The sequence below is a fragment of the Bradyrhizobium sp. Leo78 genome (assembly GCF_059512425.1).
Window position 1 is genome coordinate 233673 of record NZ_JCAMOT010000010.1, and the last position, 14111, is coordinate 247783.

The following is a 14111-nucleotide window of genomic DNA, read 5'->3' on the forward strand; positions in this document are numbered from 1 at the left end:
TCCGCGTCAAGTCCATCCGCCGCCACGCGAAGAAACTTCGCGCGGCGGCATTGCGTGCTGCCAGTGCCGAGGTGTTACGGCCGTGCTTCCAGGATCAGGTTGAACGGCGTTTCGGTGGCGCGCCGGAACCGGGTGAAGCCGGCTTCGCGGGCGATCTCGCGCAACCTGGCCTCGCCAGCCTGCGCGCCCAAGGCGAGCCCGACCTCCTGGTCCAGGGAGGCCGGCGTGCAGACCATGGTCGAGGCCGCATAGTAGACCCGCCCGATCGGATTGAGATTGTCCTCCAGCCGGTCGTTGGCGAAGGGCTCGACCAGCATGCAGGTGCCGTCCTTGGCCATGGTGCTGCGGGTATGCTTGAGCGCACCGACCGGGTCGCCCATGTCGTGCAGGCAGTCGAAGAAGCACACGAGATCGTAGCTGTTGGCAGGAAAAGTCTTCGCGGTGTGGGTCTCGAAGTGCATGCGATCGGACAGTCCCGCCTCCCGCGCCAGCTCGCGCGCGACCTGGACCGAGCCCTCGTGATAGTCGAACCCGAAGAATGTGGATTTCGGAAACGCTTCCGCCATCAGCCGGGTCGATATGCCATGGCCGCAGCCGACATCGGCGACCTTCGCGCCCCGCTTCAATTTGTCGACGACGCCCTCGAGCGAAGGCAGCCATTCCTGCACCAAATGATGCTTGTAGCCGGTGCGAAAGAAGCGCGCCGTTCCGCAGAACAGGCATTCGCTGCGCTTGTTCCAGCCGACGCCCTTGCCGGTCTTGAAGGCGTCGGAAATCTTCTGCTCGTCGAGGAATGTCGCCGCTACGACGTTGCCGACCGCGCCCAGGAAAACCGGGCTTTCGTCGTCGGCCAGCGCCATGGCCTGTTCCGGCAGCATCGAGAACTTTCCGGATTTGGTGTCGTATTCGACGTAGCCCGAGGCGGCTTGCGCCGACAGCCACTCGCGCACATAGCGCTCCGCGGTGCCTGTCGCTTCCGCCAGCTCTGCGGAGTTCATCGGTCCCTTCTCGGCCAACGCCTTGTAGAGGCCGAGCCTGTCACCGATCAGCATCAGCGACGCGTTCATCGCGGCGCCGATGTCACCAATCATCTTGCCCATGAAAGAGTTCAGGCGGTCAGTATCAACTTCCATGATATGCCTCCGTTGAAATTGCTTTTCACCGAAACTGTCACATCGACGCTGCGCAAAGCGACCCTTGCGAGATGCAAAACCGCTTCATCGCAGCGCGCGATAATGGTGTGGGAGGTGAGGCGTTACTTCTCACGACAGCGAGATCGCCGTCACAAGCGCGCGAGCGGTAACGCAAACTTGCTCCGCTCTATTCTTTCTTCTCGGCAGTGCATGGCAGCGAGGCTGACGGATGTTGCGTCGGCAACACCGCCATGCACCGCATCATATCACGCGCCCTGCGGCACCTGGTCGAGGAAGCCGGTGATGCTCTTGATGCGGCCGTCCTTCAGCACCGCGAAGTCCGTGCCCTTGATCGGGCCGTCGGCGCCTTGGGGACCAAGGCCCCAGCAAAAGCGGAGATGATCGCCGAAACCGTTGGGTTCGCCGATCAGTTTGAATTTGAAGGCCGGAAATTTTTCCTGGACGCCCGATATCAGCGCATCGACGCCTTCATGGCCGTCGCCGCTCATCAGCGGATCGACATAGCGTGCGTCCGTGGTCCAGTTCTCGGCCAGTATCTCGCGGCGCCGGCTCGGCGTGCGCTCGTTCCACAGTTCAATATAGCGGCTTGCGATGGTTTTGTGGTCGGTCATCTTGCTCTCCTTCGCGTGTCGCCGAATGGATCGGCTGCTGCGGACTATCGGATGTTGGCGTGAGCTAATCGATTACCTCCGAGGTCATCGCCGGCCGCTTGGAAATCTGCGGTGGTGCGCGAAACCGGATCACGTGCCAGCCGTTGGTTTCGCGCTAGAGCAATTCGAACAAAACTCTTCAGGTTCTAGATTCTCTGGATCCAATGATCGCCGACCTTCTCATAGGATCGCTTCACCGCCGCCCAGGCGGTCCGGTGTGCGATCTCCTCTTGCCTGATGTCGCCCGCATGCGCGGCAAAGGAATGGTTGAAGGCTTCGCGATAGATGTCCTGGGCATGCGGAGGCAAATGGCTGCGAACCGGAAATGGCAGATCCGCATTCGAGGGATAGGGCATGGACAACTCCCCTGCTAACCCGCTCTGGCCAGCGCTAATATGCTGGTCCTATATTGTCCACGCTTGATCGAGGTCAAACCTTCCGCTGATGCCTGTCCGACCATGGCGCCGGCGAGCAAAGGGGGTGAGCTTGAGTGAAAAGAGCAGACCACCGCAAGAGAAGCCGAGCGCCGACACGGATTGGGCGGTGCAGACGCTGCTATGGCCAATGGCAGCCACGCGATTGGCGCTGGAAGCCTATCTGCATTGGTTCGCTGGTCGCGAGCCCACGCCGTCCGAGCCGGAGAACGAAACGCCGCCCCCCTGGTCCACGCCGAACGTGATCGCGCTGCAGCTCGCCTCGATGCGGCTGCGGGATTTTTCACGCAAGGCGACGGGCCAGCCGCTTCTGATCTGTGCCCCCTTTTCGTTGCACGAGGCCTTGGTCGCCGATTTCGCGCCCGGCCATAGCCTGGTGCAGGCCCTGCAACAGGGCGGCATGGATCGCATCTATGTCACCGACTGGTGCTCGGCGACATCAGAGATGCGCTATCTTTCGATCGACAGCTATCTCGCCGACCTCAACGTGGCCGTCGATGACATCGGCGCACCGGTCGATCTCATCGGCTTGTGCCAGGGCGGGTGGCTGTCGCTGGTCTATGCCGCCCGTTTTCCGCACAAGGTGCGGCGGCTCGTGCTCGCCGGTGCGCCGGTCGATGTCTCCGTGCCCTCAGATCTGTCGCGGATGGTGGCAAGTGTGCCCGAGGCAGCGTTCGACGAGCTGGTGCACCAGGGAGAGGGCATCATAAGCGGCAAGCATACGCTTCGCTTCTGGAGCATGCCGCTCACCCCCCAGGACGTCGAAGCGACCTTGCAGAGGGATGTCGGCGATGGATCCGAACAGGGGGCGGCACTGCTGGCACGCTTCGAGCGCTGGGATCGCAAGCTGCTGGATTTGCCGGGAACCTTTTATATCGAGGCGACCAACTGGATCTTCCGCGAGAACCGGATCGCCCAGGGACAATTCATCGCGCTTGGCCACAAGATCGATCTCGCCGATGTGACGGTTCCGGTCTTCCTGCTGGCAGCAGAGAAGGACATTGTCGTGCCGCTCGAGCAGGCACTCGCCACGGCGCGCCTGCTCGGCACGCCGCCGCAATGGCTGGAGCAGTCCTCCGAGCCGTGCGGTCACCTCGGTCTTTTCATGGGGCGCGAGAGCTTGAGCCGTTCGTGGCGCCGGATCATCCGCTGGCTCCAGGCCGGTGGTGACGATGTTGCGGAACCAAGGCCCAGGATCAGGGCGTGAAACGAAAGCTTTCGGCGGGGAGCCGGGCTATCTCAACTCGGCTAGTGCGAGCGGACGCATCGCATCGGGCGCGGCAATATGCTGGACAATGGGCTGCCGGCGCGAAGCTTCGGTCCGGTCGCTGCTTCGGCCATGAACCGCCAGCAGCATGATCGCGAGTGCGGCAGCAGCACCAAGCGCAATGATCTTGCGATGGGTGCCACGATCCGCGCTGATCAATGAATGGTTCATGGCACACCTCGGTCGATTCTATCCTCGTCAGGCGTTCAGCCGGTTTAGCGCAGCCCGGTTCCGCAATTCGATCCGGCGCGAGGTCGCCAGCGTGATGGCGCCGGATTGTTCCAACTGGGTGAAGGTGCGCGACACGGTCTCGATGGTGAGGCCGAGGTAATCGGCAATGTCCTGGCGCGACATCGCAAGTTCGACCGAATTCGTGCTGGCGGTGCGGCGGGCGATATCGAGCAGGAATCCCGCGACCCGCTCCTCGGCCGTCTTGATCAGGAGCAGCATGTGATTGCGGAAGCGCTGCAGTTCGCGCGTGGTGGCATCCCAAAGCTGCTGCGACAGATCCTTCTCGCGCTCGGCACGCAGCATCACCGCGCTGCGCTTGACGATCAGGACCTGCGCCCCGTTCACGGCCTCGGCGGAAGACGAGTGCGTTTCGCCCGCCTCAAAGCCGAAGATGTCGCCCGGCAGATAGAAGCCGCCGATCTGACGCCGGCCGTCTTCCAGCACCTTGTAGGTGCGAACGGTGCCAGAGACTACCTGATAGAGATATTCGGCTTCGTCACCTTCGCCGTAGATCTCGGCATTGCGCGCATATTGAAAGCGCGTGCCCATCAGCGCAAGCGGTCCCTGCATGGCCGGGCTTCCGAGACGGTGCGGCGTGCTCGCGGCCTGGATGACGGGGCGGGAAGCGTCGGTGTGCATGGCGGGCTCCTTCAAATCATCTGATGGAGCCAGAATGCCCGCCTGCACCGCGCCTGAAAATTCGGAGCCCTTCCCTAAGGAAGATTACGGACCCTAAGGAATGTTACGGAGGGCTGGGACCCAGACAATCGTCATTGCGAGCGTAGCGAAGCAATCCATGGCTCCACGTGCGGAACGATGGATTGCTTCGCTGCGCTCGCAATGACGGACGATACGCGACGGCGGAGGCCCGCCAGCCAGCTCAATGCGACATCAGGGTCGGTACCGTCATGCACTGGAGCATTTCGCGGGTGACGCCGCCGAGCAGCCGTTCCTGCAGCCGCGAATGCCCGTAACCGCCCATCACCAGCAGATCGAGGCTCTCGTCGGCCGCAACGGACAGGATGGCCGGCTGGATTTCGGAGTGCGCGGCCGGGAAGGCCATGATCTTGGCCGGCAGTCCAAGCCGCGCCAGATGTTCGACGAGGCGCTGCGGGCTTGCTTCGTCGGGAATCGCCCCCGGATTGCCGATGGAAATGATCGTGAGCGCGTCGGCGTGCCGCAGCAGCGGCATGGCATCCCGCAGCGCACGGCCGGCAAGGCGGCTTCCGTCCCAGCAAATTCCGATGCGCCGCGCCGCAAATGCGCCGCGGAAGGTATAGGGCATGAACAAGACCGGGCCGCCTGACTGGAACAGGACTTCCTGCGGAACATCGTTGTCGAATGTATCGCGGTCGGGTTCCGGCTGCAGGACGACGGTGAGATCATGAAGCCGGGCGCTGGCGCCGGCGATCGCGATTGCCTCGCCTGGTGTCGCGCTCATGGTGCGGCAGGTATACGAAATCCCTGCGTGCTTCGCCTCGACCTCGAAAACGAGCATCGCGGCCTCTGCGCGCTCCAGCGCGTGCTGCCGGGTCTCCTCGACGATCATGGCGACCGCAGCGCCGCCGGCCGCGGCGATCGGAACATCGGCGGTCTCGTAGGCGACGGACAGCGCGTCGAGGTGGGCGCCGTACATCATGGTCAGCAGCACGGCGCCGTCAATCACCGGCCGCGCCGGACGTTCGGAAGGGATAAGCACCAATAGGTTCTTGAACATCGTCATTCTCCCCCACAATTGGTGGCAATCGGCCCGAATTGGACGCAGCCATAAGAGCACAACGGCCGATCCAGGTATTGATCCAGGTCAGAGGGCGCCGTCGTCATTTTGACGCACATCAAGGTCCGGCTGGCTCGCCGGTGCACGCTGGAGCTTAGGTTCTGATTGAACCAGAGCCGAAGCTCTAGATTTTTGCTTTGACGCGTTTTCTTCACGCGAACCGGTGCCCACCCCTCGGATCAAGTCCGAGAGCATGCTTCGCTCGAAAACGCTCTCGCGACCCGAGCCTGTTTGGAGAGAAACAATGCTGGCAACGGATGTCATGCGAACCTGCTTCGCCACCATAAAGCCGAACGCGCCGCTGCTCGATGCCGTCCACCTGCTCCTGGAAACCACCCAGCGTGGCTTGCCTGTGATCGACGATGATGGATCTTTGGTCGGCATCATCTCCGAAGGTGATTTCCTGCATCGCCAGGAGCTGGGCGTGACTGGCCCCGCAGGGTTCTTGCTCGAATTGATGCTCGGAAGAGCGGAGGGTCATCTGATGCGTGAGCGGACGCACGCGTTGCGCGTCGATGCCGTCATGACGCGGGATCCCGTGCGCGTGGATGAGACCGCGACGGTAGACGATGTCGTCACGCGAATGGACGCGCACCAGATATCGCAGGTGCTGGTGGTCCGCGACGGCAAACCCATCGGAATCGTTGGCCGGACGCAGTTGCTCATTGCGCTCGAACGTTGTTTGAGCCCGCAACACTGACGAAGGGGCGGCGGGCTATTCGCAGCGTTTTCGGCCTGGGTTGCGTTGATAAACCCACGCAGCGACCGATTCCCAAAGCCGCCGTGCAGTGGTACTCGGACCTCATCGCCGCGAGCCAGCCGGCAGGCACGGACGGGAACCGGCAAGCGGCTGCGGCGAAAGATGGGCGCGTGCTGATCGGAACTCGACAGGAACGGAGTCAATGACCGGGACCAGCCAAGCATTGCTCGCCGATATCGGCGGCACCAATGCGCGTTTCGCGCTCGTCAGGGGTGGTCAGATCGGCCCCATCGAACATGTCAAGGTCGCCGACTATCCGACCTCGGCGGAGGCGATCGCTGCCTTCCTCGCCCGCCACGCGACGGGCGGCGTTGCCACTGCGGCGATTTTCGGCATCGCGGGCCCGATCGAGAACAACCGCGTGGTGCTGACCAACAGCCCGTGGATGTTCGATGCGGCCAGCCTACGCCAGCAATTCGCCTTCACGGCTGTGCATCTGCTCAATGATTTCGAGGCGCTGGCCTGGTCGCTGCCGGCGCTGGGGGCTTCCGACGTGGTGTCGCTCGGCGGCCGAACTCCGGTCGCCGGCGCTCCCATGCTCGTGGTCGGGCCGGGGACCGGCTTTGGCGCGTCCTGCCTGGTTCCGGCGAGCAAGCCGCCCGTGGCAGTTGTCACCGAAGCCGGCCATGCCACCTCGCCGGCAACGTCGGAACGGGAGGAGCGGGTGATCGATCACCTGCGCGGGCGCTTCGGTCACGTCTCGATCGAACGTGTGCTATCGGGGTCCGGCCTCGCCAATCTCTATGATGCCTTGAACGCCATCGACGGCGCCGGCGCGCCCGCGCGCGATGCGGCCTCGATCACGCAGGCCGCGCTTGACGGGAGCTGCGCGACGAGCCGGGCGGCGCTTGACATGTTCTGCGCGATGCTCGGCATGGTCTGCGGCAATCTGGCGCTGACCTTCGGCGCCCGCGGCGGCGTCTATATCGCCGGCGGCATCGTGCCTCGTTTCGTCGATCATCTGGCGGGATCGGGTTTTGGCACATGCTTCACCAGCAAGGGCCGGTTCGATGCCTATCTGCGGGAGATTCCGGTCCATGTCATCACCAGGCCCGATGTGACTTTTGTCGGGCTCAAGGCGTTCTTCGAGACCAACGTCGCCGCCGCATAGGTCGCTTCGACGATGGAAGTCGCTCGATCACGCTCGACGAAATGCACGATGCCGGCCGCGCGTCACGGCCGGCATCGCCATTCTCGAGTAAGGCGCGCTTACTTCGCCGCGGTCACCATGATCTCGACACTGTATTGCGGTGCCGCCAGCTTTGCCTCGACGGTGGCGCGCGCCGGCGTGTTGCCCGGCGACACCCAGCGGTCCCACACAGCGTTCATCTCGGGAAACGTCTTCATGTCGGTGATGTAGATCGTCGTCGTCAGCAATTTCGATTTGTCGGTGCCGGCCTTTGCCAGATGGCCGTCGATGATCGAGAGGATCTCTTCGGTCTGTTTCGTCACGCTTTCACCGGCCGTCTTGTTGGCGACGATGCCGGCCAGATACACCGTGTCGCCATGCACGACGACCTGGCTCATCCGCGGCCCGGTTTCAAAACGCTGAATGGTCATATTGTTCTCCCGTTGATTGGCGGGTGACTACCTAGCGCAGTCGCTTAACACTGGCGAGTCGCGATTTATCCCACCGCCTTCGCCGCGGCGCGTCCCGCGTTTCGTCCGGAGAACAGGCAGCCGCCGAGGAAAGTCCCCTCCAGCGAGCGATAGCCGTGCATGCCGCCGCCGCCGAATCCTGCGGCTTCGCCGACGGCGTAGAGTCCCCGGATGATCTCGCCGTCGTGGCCGAACACACGTGAATCGAGATCGGTCTCGAATCCGCCGAGTGTCTTGCGGGTGAGGATGTTGAGCTTCACCGCGATCAGCGGTCCATGCGCGGGATCGAGGATGCGATGCGGCGCGGCGGTGCGGATCAGGCGGTCGCCGATATATTTGCGCGCATTGTGCAGGTTCATCACCTGCGCGTCCTTCACGTAAGGATTCGTGATCTCGCGGTCACGCGCCTCGATCTGCGTCCGGATGTGATCGAGCTTCAACAGGTTGTCGCCGGAAAGCTGGTTCATCGCAGCGATGAGATCCTCGAGCCTGTCGCGCACGATGAAGTCGACGCCGTGTTTTTTGAACGCTTCCACCGGCGCCGGCGCGCCTTTGTTGGTCGCGCGCTTGATCGTCATGCGCCAGCTCTTGCCGGTGAGATCGGGGTTCTGCTCGGAGCCCGAGAGCGCGAACTCCTTCTTGATGATGCTCTGGGTCAGGATGAACCAGGAATAATCATAGCCGGTGCCCATGATATATTGCAGTTGCCCGAGCGTGTCGGAGCCCGGAAACAGCGGCGCCGGCAATCGCCGTCCGGTCGCATCGAACCACATCGATGACGGCCCGGGCAGGATGCGGATGCCGTGCTTCGGCCAGATTGGATTCCAGTTCTGGATGCCCTCGACGTAGTGCCACATCCGGTCGCGGTTGATCAGCCGCGCGCCGCTCGCCTCGGTGATGCCGATCATGCGGCCGTCGACATGTGCGGGCACGCCGGAGATCATGTGCTGCGGCGGTTCGCCCAATCGCTTCGGCCAGTTCTGCCGCACCAGGTCATGATTGCCGCCGATGCCGCCGGACGCCACGATCACGGCTGGCGCGCGCAGCGAGAATTCGCTGACCACATTGCGCGAGGTGCTCTTGCCGCGCTCCACATTGGTCGGCTCGAGGATCGCGCCGGTGACGCCGTCGATCGCACCGTTCGTCACCGACAGCGCATCGACGCGATGGCGGAACTTGAAGATCAGCCTGCCGCTCTTTTCGGCCTCGCGTGCGCGGCGCGCGAACGGCTCGACGATGCCCGGCCCGGTGCCCCAGGTGACGTGGAAGCGCGGCACCGAATTGCCGTGGCCCATCGCGTCATAGCCGCCGCGCTCGGCCCAGCCGACGATCGGAAACAGGCGATGGCCCATCGCGCGCAGCCAGTCGCGCTTCTCACCCGCGGCGAAAGCGACGTAGGCTTCCGCCCAGCGCCGCGGCCAATGGTCTTCGTCGCGATCGAAGCCCGCGGTTCCCATCCAGTCCTGCAGCGCGAGCGCGTGAGAGTCCTTGATGCCGAGCCGGCGCTGCTCCGGCGAATCGACCAGGAACAATCCTCCGAATGACCAGAACGCTTGGCCCCCGAGCGATTGTTCACCTTCCTGCTCGACCACGATGACGCGTTTTCCGGCATCTGTAATCTCTGTGGCGGCAACAAGGCCTGCCAGACCCGCGCCCACCACAATGACGTCTACATCCTCAGCCATGTCTTTCTTCCCCCGAGTTCCCTTTGAATGAGACCTGCACGTTCGCGCGCGGTCAACGGCAAAGGGAGCTTGGCGGCCGTTCCGCGAGGACACGGTAAGGTTGTTTCAGTTTGGGACCTCTCATCCGCAAACTGCAGCGTGTGCGCAACACTCGATTTGAATTTGTTTTGATCGAGCTGTGACGGCTGGACAAAAATCCAGACCCGCAACACGCTGGCCAAAGTCTTGCATCACTAAGATCAACGGATTCGATATTCGACTGGGGCAGGCCATGAAGTTGATGACGGGGTTGCTCGCGGCGGTTCTCCTGCTGGCGGGTATGGGGGCTTCGCATGCGGTGGTGCGGATCGCCGACGATCGTGGCGGCAGGATCGGTACTTACGTCGACAGATATCAAGGCCTTCGCAGTTCCGGCGAAACCGTCATCATCGACGGCCTCTGCGCATCGGCCTGCACCATCGTGCTGGGTGCGGTTCCGCATAATCGGATCTGCGTCACCTCGCATGCCAATCTCGGTTTCCACGCTGCATGGGATTTCGGCGCCAACGGCCGCGCCATCACCAATCCCGAAGCGACCCAGATGCTGTACTCGATGTACCCGACCTCGATCCGCCGCTGGATCGCCTCCCGCGGCGGCCTCACCCCGAGGATGATCTTCCTGCGCGGCAAGGCCCTGCAGGCCATGTTCCGGCCCTGCTACCTCGACGCCCAGGCCTCCGCCAACCGGGCGCGCTAGAGGCGCGGTCGCCCTCTGCCGTCATGGGCGGGCTTGACCCGGCCATCCACGTTCTTGACGTCAAGGAAGACGTGGATGCCCGGGTCGAGCCCGGGCATGACGAGCGGCGACAGTTCGGTATTTCCCTCCACATGATGTGACGGCGCGCCGCAGCATTGCGCTTGCCGGGCGGCGGAACCGGGCTTATTTCAAGCACATGGTTCAGCCGGTTTCCGCCTCTCATGGAATGACCGCGCCGGCCTCGGCACAGGGCAAGGCGGCGTCCGCCATCGCCTGGGGTGCCGCGGGGCTGGGCGCGGTCGTCGTGCTGGGCGCGGGCGCGCTCTGGTTCCATTACGGCACGGCGGTGTTCTTCGAGACCATCGCGGCCGGCGTCTCGGCCTGTTTCTGATCCAATAAGAGGAATTTTTTCATGGATCGGACCACCCGCCCGCTCGTGATCGTGGCTGCCTTCGCCGGCAGCCTGGCGATTGGGCTATTGCTGTTGTTCTGGACCATGGGCGGCCTGCGCAGCATGACCACCCCGTCGGCGATCGGCGGCCCGTTCCAGCTCACCGACCAAGCCGGCCAGACCATCACCGACAAGAGCCTGAAGGGCAAGCCGACCCTGATCTTCTTCGGCTTCACCCATTGCCCCGACGTCTGCCCGACCTCGCTGTTCGAGATTTCCGAAGTGCTGCGGGCGATGGGCACGGACGCCGACAAGGTGAACGCCTATTTCGTCTCGGTTGATCCGGAGCGCGACACCGCGGCGGCGATGAAGGACTATCTCTCCAGCTTCGACCCGCATCTGAAGGGCCTCACCGGCAACCCCGATGCCATCGCCAAGGTGCTGTCGGCCTATCGCGTCTACGCCAAGAAGGTCCCGCTCAAGGACGGCGACTACACAATGGACCACACCGCGCTGATCTATCTGATGGACCGCGACGGCAAGTTCGTCTCCCCGTTCAACCTCAAACGCAGCCCGGAAGAAGCTGCGGCCGACCTCAAGCGCTATCTCTGAGCTAAAGCCTCGCATCATGCCCCGGATGGTCTATAAGGCCGTCCAATTCCGCAACATTGCCCGGCCGAATGCCTCATCAGACCGCCCCGCTCGACATCTCCCGTTCTATCCGCGCCATGGCCGGATGGCTGGTCGTGGCGGCGTTGGCTGTTTTTAGCGGCGCGGCGAATGCACAAACCCCACAGCCGCAAACGCCGCCGAAGCCGCCCGTCGAGGCGGCGCCGCAGGCGGTGCCCGGTTTCTGGGATCCGCGGCGGCGGCCGGAACGGCCGGATCTGTCGCGCATCACCGTGATCCGGTTCCTGACCGAGACCGATTATCCGCCGTTCAACTTCACCGGCCCCGACGGCAATCCCGCCGGTTTCAATGTCGACCTGGCGCGCGCGATCTGCGAGGAGATCAAGGTCACCTGCACCATCCAGATGCGCCGCTTCGAGACTCTGGTGGATGCGCTCGCCACCAACAGGGGCGATGCCATCATCGCCTCGATGGCGGTGACGCCGCAATTGCGCACAAGGGTCGATTTCTCCGATCCCTATTACCGCGCGCCGGCCCGCTTCGTGTCGCGGCGCAACGCCGTGCTGCCGGAGGTGCGGCCGGAATATCTCGAAGGCAAGAAGGTCGGCGTCATCGGCGGCACCGCGCACGAAGCCTATCTGAAGGCGATGTTCACCGACGCCGAGCTGCACCCCTATCCCAACGACGATGCGCTCCGGCAGGCGCTTCGCCGCGGCGAAGTCGATTTCATCTTCGGCGACGCGATCGCGCTCGCGTTCTGGATCAACGGCACCGATTCGGCCGAATGCTGCGCCTTCTCCGGCGGCCCCTTCGTCGAGAGCCGCTTCTTCGGCGAGGGCATCGGCATTGCCGTGCGCAAGGGCAACGACCTGCTCCGCCAGGCGTTAAACTGGGCGCTGTTCCGGCTCTGGGAAAAAGGCCGCTACACCGATCTGTGGCTGCGCTATTTTTCCGTCAGCCCGTTCTAGGAATCAGCTGGCGCCATCCATCGTCATTGCGAGCGGAGCGAAGCAATCCATTTTCCCGCTTGCTGAAGCATGGATTGCTTCGTCGCTGTCGCTCCTCGCAATGACGGCTGGATATTGGCTTCATTTTGCATTTTGCCGCGAAGGCCGTTAGTTTCCGCGGCCTTGGGAGACCCCTGATGTCCGTGACTGACCTTGCCGCAAGCCCGAGCGACCTGCGTGCGCTCGCCGAACAATCCAACGCCTGGCCGTTCGAGCAGGCGAAAGCGATTGTCGCGCGGCTGAAAAAAAATCCGAAGGATGAGGTGCTGTTCGAGACCGGCTATGGCCCGTCCGGCCTGCCCCATATCGGCACCTTCGGCGAGGTCGCGCGCACCACCATGGTGCGCCACGCCTTCCGCGTGCTCACGGAGGACAAGATCAAGACGCGCCTGCTGGCCTTCTCCGACGACATGGATGGCCTGCGCAAGGTGCCGGACAATGTCCCGAACAAGGAGCTGCTGGAGCAGCACCTCGGCATGCCGCTGACGAAGGTGCCTGATCCCTTCGGCACGCATCCGAGCTTCGGCGAGCACAACAATGCGCGGCTGCGGGCCTTCCTCGATCAGTTCGGCTTCGACTACGAATTCGCCAGCTCGACCGACTACTACACCTCGGGCCGCTTCGACGCCGCGCTGCTGCGGATGCTGGAGCGGATCGAGAAGGTGATGGCGATCATGCTGCCCTCGCTCCGCGAGGAGCGCGCCGCGAGCTATTCGCCGTTCCTCCCGATCTGCCCGCGCACCGGGCTTGTGCTTTACGTGCCGGTCACCGCACATGACGCCAAGGCCGGCACCATCTCTTATGAAGACCCCGAGACGAAGGAGAGCGTCACGGTGCCCGTCACCGGCGGCCGCTGCAAATTGCAGTGGAAGCCGGACTGGGCGATGCGCTGGTATGCGCTCGGCGTCGACTATGAGATGGCCGGCAAGGACCTGATCGATTCGGTGAAGCTGTCGGGCAAGATCTGCGCGGCGCTCGGCGGCACGCCGCCGGAAGGCTTCAACTACGAGCTCTTCCTCGACGACAAAGGCCAGAAGATCTCGAAGTCGAAGGGCAACGGGCTCACAATCGACGAATGGCTGCGCTATGCCTCGCCGGAATCGCTGTCGCTGTTCATGTATCGCGAGCCGAAGGCGGCCAAGCGGCTCTATTTCGACGTGATCCCGCGCAATGTCGACGAATACCAGCAGTTCGTCGACGCCTTCCCGCGCCAGGAAGGGCGGCAGCAATTGCAAAATCCGGTCTGGCACATCCACTCCGGCCATCCGCCGAAGGTGGACATGCCCGTCACCTTCCAGCTTCTGCTGACGCTGGTGTCGTCGTCGAATGCGGAGAATGCCGAGACCTTGTGGGGCTTCATCGGCCGCTATCGCCCGGGCGTGACGCCGCAGACGCATCCGAAGCTGGATGCGATGGTCGGCTATGCCATCAACTACTACCGCGACTTCGTCGCGCCCTCGAAGCAGTTCCGCGAGCCGACCGAGAGCGAGCGGGCGGCGCTGCAGGATTTGCGTGATGCGCTCTCCAACATGCCGCCGGACTCGACCGCGGAGGACATCCAGAACGTGGTCTACGAGATCGGCCGCCGCGAGCCGTTCCTCGATCCCGTGAAGAAGGGCAAGGACGGCCGCCCCGGCGTCTCGCTCGACTGGTTCAACATGCTCTACCAGGTGCTGCTCGGCCAGGAGAAAGGCCCGCGCTTCGGCTCCTTCGTCGCGGTCTACGGCCTCCAGAACGCCGTCAACATGATCGACGGCGCACTGGCAAGGTCGTCGTAGCTTTCTCAATCC

General features: G+C 63.5%; 16 protein-coding genes. 8 read left to right on the forward strand and 8 right to left on the reverse strand.

All coding sequences use genetic code 11. The features are described 5' to 3' along the window. Window positions 1-74 precede the first annotated feature (74 nt). The 3 genes from AC5ZG1_RS16120 to AC5ZG1_RS16130 all read right to left on the reverse strand — a co-directional run bounded on the left by AC5ZG1_RS16120 (window position 75) and on the right by AC5ZG1_RS16130 (window position 2160). Window positions 75-1133: a class I SAM-dependent methyltransferase gene (locus AC5ZG1_RS16120; RefSeq protein WP_456640698.1), complete on the reverse strand. Its 1059-nt coding sequence runs from the start codon at window positions 1131-1133 to the stop codon at window positions 75-77. Between the two features lie 266 nt (window positions 1134-1399). Further along, complete coding sequence (locus AC5ZG1_RS16125) at window positions 1400-1765, reverse strand: nuclear transport factor 2 family protein (RefSeq protein ID WP_456640699.1); 366 nt, start codon at window positions 1763-1765, stop codon at window positions 1400-1402. 185 nt (window positions 1766-1950) lie between these two features. Continuing rightward, complete coding sequence (locus AC5ZG1_RS16130) at window positions 1951-2160, reverse strand: ChaB family protein (protein WP_456640700.1); 210 nt, start codon at window positions 2158-2160, stop codon at window positions 1951-1953. 130 nt (window positions 2161-2290) lie between these two features. Here AC5ZG1_RS16130 and AC5ZG1_RS16135 point away from each other — a divergent pair, with 130 nt between their 5' ends. Further along, a complete protein-coding gene (locus tag AC5ZG1_RS16135) occupies window positions 2291-3445 on the forward strand; it encodes an alpha/beta fold hydrolase (RefSeq protein WP_456640701.1) in 1155 nt (384 codons plus the stop codon). Between the two features lie 27 nt (window positions 3446-3472). Here AC5ZG1_RS16135 and AC5ZG1_RS16140 read toward each other — a convergent pair whose 3' ends face one another. The 3 genes from AC5ZG1_RS16140 to AC5ZG1_RS16150 all read right to left on the reverse strand — a co-directional run bounded on the left by AC5ZG1_RS16140 (window position 3473) and on the right by AC5ZG1_RS16150 (window position 5453). After that, window positions 3473-3676: a hypothetical protein gene (locus AC5ZG1_RS16140; RefSeq protein WP_456640702.1), complete on the reverse strand. Its 204-nt coding sequence runs from the start codon at window positions 3674-3676 to the stop codon at window positions 3473-3475. 27 nt (window positions 3677-3703) lie between these two features. Then, window positions 3704-4375, reverse strand: coding sequence for a helix-turn-helix domain-containing protein (locus AC5ZG1_RS16145; protein WP_456640703.1), 672 nt, complete (start codon window positions 4373-4375; stop codon window positions 3704-3706). 241 nt (window positions 4376-4616) lie between these two features. Further along, a complete protein-coding gene (locus tag AC5ZG1_RS16150; protein WP_456640704.1) occupies window positions 4617-5453 on the reverse strand; it encodes a universal stress protein in 837 nt (278 codons plus the stop codon). A gap of 304 nt (window positions 5454-5757) precedes the next feature. Between AC5ZG1_RS16150 and AC5ZG1_RS16155 the strand changes: the two genes are divergently transcribed. Continuing rightward, window positions 5758-6213, forward strand: coding sequence for a CBS domain-containing protein (locus tag AC5ZG1_RS16155; RefSeq protein WP_028163482.1), 456 nt, complete (start codon window positions 5758-5760; stop codon window positions 6211-6213). A 202-nt stretch (window positions 6214-6415) separates the two neighbouring features. Continuing rightward, on the forward strand, window positions 6416-7384 hold the full coding sequence (glk, locus tag AC5ZG1_RS16160; RefSeq protein WP_496133451.1) for a glucokinase: 969 nt from the start codon (window positions 6416-6418) through the stop codon (window positions 7382-7384). Window positions 7385-7482: 98 nt separating this feature from the next. Here the strand turns inward: glk and AC5ZG1_RS16165 are convergent, their stop codons facing one another. Together AC5ZG1_RS16165 and AC5ZG1_RS16170 are read right to left on the reverse strand one after the other, a co-directional pair. Next, on the reverse strand, window positions 7483-7833 hold the full coding sequence (locus tag AC5ZG1_RS16165; protein ID WP_496133452.1) for a RidA family protein: 351 nt from the start codon (window positions 7831-7833) through the stop codon (window positions 7483-7485). A gap of 65 nt (window positions 7834-7898) precedes the next feature. Beyond that, window positions 7899-9557 (reverse strand): FAD-binding dehydrogenase, encoded by a 1659-nt coding sequence (locus AC5ZG1_RS16170; protein ID WP_496133453.1) that lies wholly within the window; start codon window positions 9555-9557, stop codon window positions 7899-7901. A 271-nt stretch (window positions 9558-9828) separates the two neighbouring features. Between AC5ZG1_RS16170 and AC5ZG1_RS16175 the strand changes: the two genes are divergently transcribed. The 5 genes from AC5ZG1_RS16175 to AC5ZG1_RS16195 all read left to right on the forward strand — a co-directional run bounded on the left by AC5ZG1_RS16175 (window position 9829) and on the right by AC5ZG1_RS16195 (window position 14099). Further along, a complete protein-coding gene (locus AC5ZG1_RS16175) occupies window positions 9829-10293 on the forward strand; it encodes a hypothetical protein (protein ID WP_028163486.1) in 465 nt (154 codons plus the stop codon). 226 nt (window positions 10294-10519) lie between these two features. Beyond that, window positions 10520-10684, forward strand: a complete 165-nt coding sequence (locus AC5ZG1_RS16180; RefSeq protein ID WP_456640707.1) for a hypothetical protein — start codon at window positions 10520-10522, stop codon at window positions 10682-10684. A 21-nt stretch (window positions 10685-10705) separates the two neighbouring features. After that, window positions 10706-11296, forward strand: a complete 591-nt coding sequence (locus tag AC5ZG1_RS16185) for an SCO family protein (protein WP_028167642.1) — start codon at window positions 10706-10708, stop codon at window positions 11294-11296. A gap of 68 nt (window positions 11297-11364) precedes the next feature. After that, on the forward strand, window positions 11365-12282 hold the full coding sequence (locus AC5ZG1_RS16190; protein WP_456640708.1) for an ABC transporter substrate-binding protein: 918 nt from the start codon (window positions 11365-11367) through the stop codon (window positions 12280-12282). Between the two features lie 176 nt (window positions 12283-12458). Next, window positions 12459-14099 carry a lysine--tRNA ligase gene (locus tag AC5ZG1_RS16195; RefSeq protein WP_130227542.1) on the forward strand — a complete coding sequence of 547 codons (1641 nt, stop codon included), beginning with the start codon at window positions 12459-12461 and terminating at the stop codon, window positions 14097-14099. Window positions 14100-14111: the final 12 nt, after the last annotated feature.

Excerpts from the sequence above, each read along its gene's own strand:
- AC5ZG1_RS16120 (WP_456640698.1), bottom strand. The coding sequence starts at position 1,133 with ATGGAAGTTGATACTGACCGCCTGAACTCTTTCATGGGCAAGATGATT.
- AC5ZG1_RS16125 (WP_456640699.1), bottom strand. The coding sequence starts at position 1,765 with ATGACCGACCACAAAACCATCGCAAGCCGCTATATTGAACTGTGGAAC.
- AC5ZG1_RS16130 (WP_456640700.1), bottom strand. The coding sequence starts at position 2,160 with ATGCCCTATCCCTCGAATGCGGATCTGCCATTTCCGGTTCGCAGCCAT.
- AC5ZG1_RS16140 (WP_456640702.1), bottom strand. The coding sequence starts at position 3,676 with ATGAACCATTCATTGATCAGCGCGGATCGTGGCACCCATCGCAAGATC.
- AC5ZG1_RS16145 (WP_456640703.1), bottom strand. The coding sequence starts at position 4,375 with ATGCACACCGACGCTTCCCGCCCCGTCATCCAGGCCGCGAGCACGCCG.
- AC5ZG1_RS16150 (WP_456640704.1), bottom strand. The coding sequence starts at position 5,453 with ATGTTCAAGAACCTATTGGTGCTTATCCCTTCCGAACGTCCGGCGCGG.
- AC5ZG1_RS16155 (WP_028163482.1), top strand. The coding sequence starts at position 5,758 with ATGCTGGCAACGGATGTCATGCGAACCTGCTTCGCCACCATAAAGCCG.
- glk (WP_496133451.1), top strand. The coding sequence starts at position 6,416 with ATGACCGGGACCAGCCAAGCATTGCTCGCCGATATCGGCGGCACCAAT.
- AC5ZG1_RS16165 (WP_496133452.1), bottom strand. The coding sequence starts at position 7,833 with ATGACCATTCAGCGTTTTGAAACCGGGCCGCGGATGAGCCAGGTCGTC.
- AC5ZG1_RS16170 (WP_496133453.1), bottom strand. The coding sequence starts at position 9,557 with ATGGCTGAGGATGTAGACGTCATTGTGGTGGGCGCGGGTCTGGCAGGC.
- AC5ZG1_RS16175 (WP_028163486.1), top strand. The coding sequence starts at position 9,829 with ATGAAGTTGATGACGGGGTTGCTCGCGGCGGTTCTCCTGCTGGCGGGT.
- AC5ZG1_RS16180 (WP_456640707.1), top strand. The coding sequence starts at position 10,520 with ATGACCGCGCCGGCCTCGGCACAGGGCAAGGCGGCGTCCGCCATCGCC.
- AC5ZG1_RS16185 (WP_028167642.1), top strand. The coding sequence starts at position 10,706 with ATGGATCGGACCACCCGCCCGCTCGTGATCGTGGCTGCCTTCGCCGGC.
- AC5ZG1_RS16190 (WP_456640708.1), top strand. The coding sequence starts at position 11,365 with ATGCCTCATCAGACCGCCCCGCTCGACATCTCCCGTTCTATCCGCGCC.
- AC5ZG1_RS16195 (WP_130227542.1), top strand. The coding sequence starts at position 12,459 with ATGTCCGTGACTGACCTTGCCGCAAGCCCGAGCGACCTGCGTGCGCTC.